This is a genomic window from Streptomyces sp. NPDC059142, from assembly GCF_042755665.1.
Classification (GTDB): domain Bacteria; phylum Actinomycetota; class Actinomycetes; order Streptomycetales; family Streptomycetaceae; genus Streptomyces.
On record NZ_JBHZDA010000203.1, the window covers coordinates 1 to 2802 of the forward strand.

Sequence of the window (2802 nt, forward strand, 5' to 3'; positions counted from 1 at the left end):
ACCCCTCGTACACGTACCGGCCGTCACGCCTCCGCGGGCGGCCTGCCCTCCGGCGGCCGGCCGTCGGACGGCGCCTCGGGCGTGGGCCTGCCGGCGGAAGGACCCGACGGCACGGGGGCGTCCTTGGCCGGGACCCGGCCCTCCTCGCTCGGTCCGCCGCGCGCCCTGATGACCGGGGCGATCAGCCGCTCGTAGAGCTGCGAACCGATGATGCCGCCGATGAGCGGACCGACGATGGGGATCCACCAGTAGTGGCTGAACCACTGGTAGGTCCCCGGCAGCGCGATGGAGCCCCAGCCCTCGAAGAAGGTGAAGAGCCGGGGGCCGAAGTCCCTCGCGGGGTTGATCGCGTACCCGGCGTTGGTGCCGAAGGTCAGACCGATCGCGAAGACGACCAGACCGGTCAGGAACGGGCCGAGGTTGGAGCCCGGCGCCAGATTCTTCGTGTCGATGAGCGCGCAGATCAACAGGAGCAGGACGGCGGTCCCCACGATCTGGTCGAGCAGCGGCCCCCACCACGAATTGCCGAAATACTCGGCGGGGAACGTGGCGAAGATCGAGTACGTGGACAGGGATTGTTGTCGCCCGATTCCCGCTTTCATGTTGGCCGCGTCGATCGCCCACCGATACGTCGCATAGACGAGCGCGGCACCGACGAAAGCGCCCACCAATTGGGCACCCCAGTAGGGAAGGACCTTCCGCCACGGAAACGTCCGCCGGACCGCGAACGCGAGCGTCACCGCCGGATTGATGTGCGCACCGCTGATACCCCCGGCGACATACACGCCGAAGACCACGGCGAGCCCCCAGCCCCACGAGATGATGAGCCAGTTGGCGGGCCCGAAAGCCGCGACCTGACGGCCCGAACCGGGCAGACCGACCACGGCCACGGCCACGGATCCGCAGCCCAGCAGGAGCAGGACGAGCGTGCCCAGGAACTCGGCGACGAGTTCGCCGCCGAGACCTTCCGGATAGCCTCTTCGGCGTGGACTGCGTACGGCCATGTGCTCTCCTTTTCCGGGACGGCTGCGCACCGCGCATCACACCTGCCTGACATTAGGTGCGAGGCCCGGACGCCGCGTCCGGACGGCCGGACGGAAAAGCCGTCCGTTCCGTCCGACGGAGTACGGCAGACCGGTGATTCCACGCGCCGCGTGGGGGCCGGGAATTCGGGAAAGGGAATCAGAACGGCCGCCGCAGGGCAGGGAACGCACGGACACCGGTGCGTGCTCCACCCCTGACCGGGGAATACGGCGGGGCCTTTTCGGGAACGCGGGGTTTTCCTCGCGGGGCCGTCGGCCGTCCGGGCGATCCCGCCGCGCACCCGGCCCGGCCGGCGCCCGTACCGTACGGGGTCAGGTCCCACCGGGACCCGACCGACAGCAGGGAGACAGGCCCCATGGCAGACCTGAACATCCGTGACAACCGGCCCAAGGGCCGCTTCGAGGCGTACGAGGACGGTCAGGCCGTCGGCGCCATCGCGTACGTCGCCCTGGTGGCCACCCCGGAGACCCCCGCCGTGCCCGCCGCGCTGGTCGCGGTGCACACCGGGGTGGAGGAGGGGTACGAGGGCAAGGGCATCGCGGGCACCCTCGTCCGGGAGTTCTACGCGATGGCGGCGCGCGAGGGCGCCTTCGTCGTGCCGCTCTGCCCGTACGCCGCCCGCTGGGCGCAGCGCCACCCCGACGCGGCCCCGGAGGCGCCGCCGGAGGTGGTCGAGGCCGCGAAGGCGCAGGTGAGGAAGGGCTGACGGCCAGGGGCCCCGCGGCCGGGGACCGGGCATAGCATCGCTCCATGCTCGCCCTGCTGCACACCTCCCCGGTCCATGTCCCGGTCTTCGACGCCCTGCGGGACGCCCGCCACCCCGGTGTGACGCTGCGCCATCTCGTCGTGGAGGAGCTGCTCGTCCGGGCCAGGGCCGAGGGGCCCGGGGCCGTGGCGGCGGAGATCCTGACGGTGCTGTCCCCGGCCGTGGCCGGCGGCGCGAGCGCCGTACTGTGCACCTGCTCGACCCTCGGGGACGTGGCGGAGAAGGCCGGGGCCGCGCTCGGGGTGCCCGTGCTGCGTGTCGACCGGCCGATGGCCGAGGCCGCGGCGGCGGCCGGCCGCGTCGTGGTGGTCGCGGCGCTGGAGTCCACGCTGGAGCCGACGGCCGCGCTGATCCGCGAGGCGGCGGCGGGGCGCCCCCTGGAGCTGCGTACGGTGCTGGTCGAGGGGGCCTGGGAGCGCTTCGAGGCGGGGGACCGGGACGGCTATCTGGACGCGGTCGCCGCCGCCGTCGACGCGGTCACCGCGTCCGGCGGGGCCGAGACGGTCGTGCTGGCCCAGGTGTCGATGGCCGACGCCGCCGGGCGGACCCGCGGCGGGGCGCCCGTGCTCGCGGCACCGGCGACCGGGCTGGCCGCGGCGGTGGCCGCGACCGTCCGCTGACCGCCGCGCGGCCCTCCGCCGTACGGTCCCGGGCGGCGCGCGCCCCGTCCGGCCGGATCATGCGTGGACCCGGCGCGCGTGGGCACGCGCACCGGGAGACATTGGGAAGGCACGACTCCCGCACTACTGGAGGACAGGCATGACCAGTCCGCACCCCGACCCGGTTCCGCCCTCGCCCACCCCGCCGCCGGGGCCGCCCGGCCCGGTGCCGACGCCGGATCCCGTACCGCCGGCTCCGCCGTCCCCCGTACCCACGCCGCCGGGTCCGGCGCCCATTCCCGGCCCCGACCCGGTCCCCGTACCGCCGCCCGAGCCGCAGCCCCAGCCGGGGCCGCTCGGCTGAACAGGAGGCGGGCCGGACCCCGAGAGGTC

The 2802-nt window shown here is 74.2% G+C and carries 4 protein-coding genes; 2 read left to right on the forward strand and 2 right to left on the reverse strand.

Going from position 1 to position 2802, the window contains the following annotated elements; genetic code table 11:
- Window positions 1-23 precede the first annotated feature (23 nt).
- Complete coding sequence (locus tag ACFXPK_RS32685; protein WP_385080784.1) at window positions 24-1004, reverse strand: MIP/aquaporin family protein; 981 nt, start codon at window positions 1002-1004, stop codon at window positions 24-26.
- Window positions 1005-1399: 395 nt separating this feature from the next.
- Between ACFXPK_RS32685 and ACFXPK_RS32690 the strand changes: the two genes are divergently transcribed.
- Together ACFXPK_RS32690 and ACFXPK_RS32695 are read left to right on the forward strand one after the other, a co-directional pair.
- Window positions 1400-1750 (forward strand): GNAT family N-acetyltransferase, encoded by a 351-nt coding sequence (locus ACFXPK_RS32690; RefSeq protein ID WP_385007902.1) that lies wholly within the window; start codon window positions 1400-1402, stop codon window positions 1748-1750.
- A gap of 44 nt (window positions 1751-1794) precedes the next feature.
- Window positions 1795-2430 carry an aspartate/glutamate racemase family protein gene (locus ACFXPK_RS32695; RefSeq protein WP_385007900.1) on the forward strand — a complete coding sequence of 212 codons (636 nt, stop codon included), beginning with the start codon at window positions 1795-1797 and terminating at the stop codon, window positions 2428-2430.
- 123 nt (window positions 2431-2553) lie between these two features.
- On the opposite strand, the gene ACFXPK_RS32700 is transcribed toward ACFXPK_RS32695, so the two are convergent.
- Window positions 2554-2802, reverse strand: a 249-nt coding sequence (locus tag ACFXPK_RS32700) for a hypothetical protein (RefSeq protein WP_385080786.1), incomplete at its 5' end; no start/stop codon positions are given.

Coding starts and splice junctions, on each gene's coding strand:
- ACFXPK_RS32695 (WP_385007900.1), top strand. CDS start 1,795: ATGCTCGCCCTGCTGCACACCTCCCCGGTCCATGTCCCGGTCTTCGAC.
- ACFXPK_RS32690 (WP_385007902.1), top strand. CDS start 1,400: ATGGCAGACCTGAACATCCGTGACAACCGGCCCAAGGGCCGCTTCGAG.
- ACFXPK_RS32685 (WP_385080784.1), bottom strand. CDS start 1,004: ATGGCCGTACGCAGTCCACGCCGAAGAGGCTATCCGGAAGGTCTCGGC.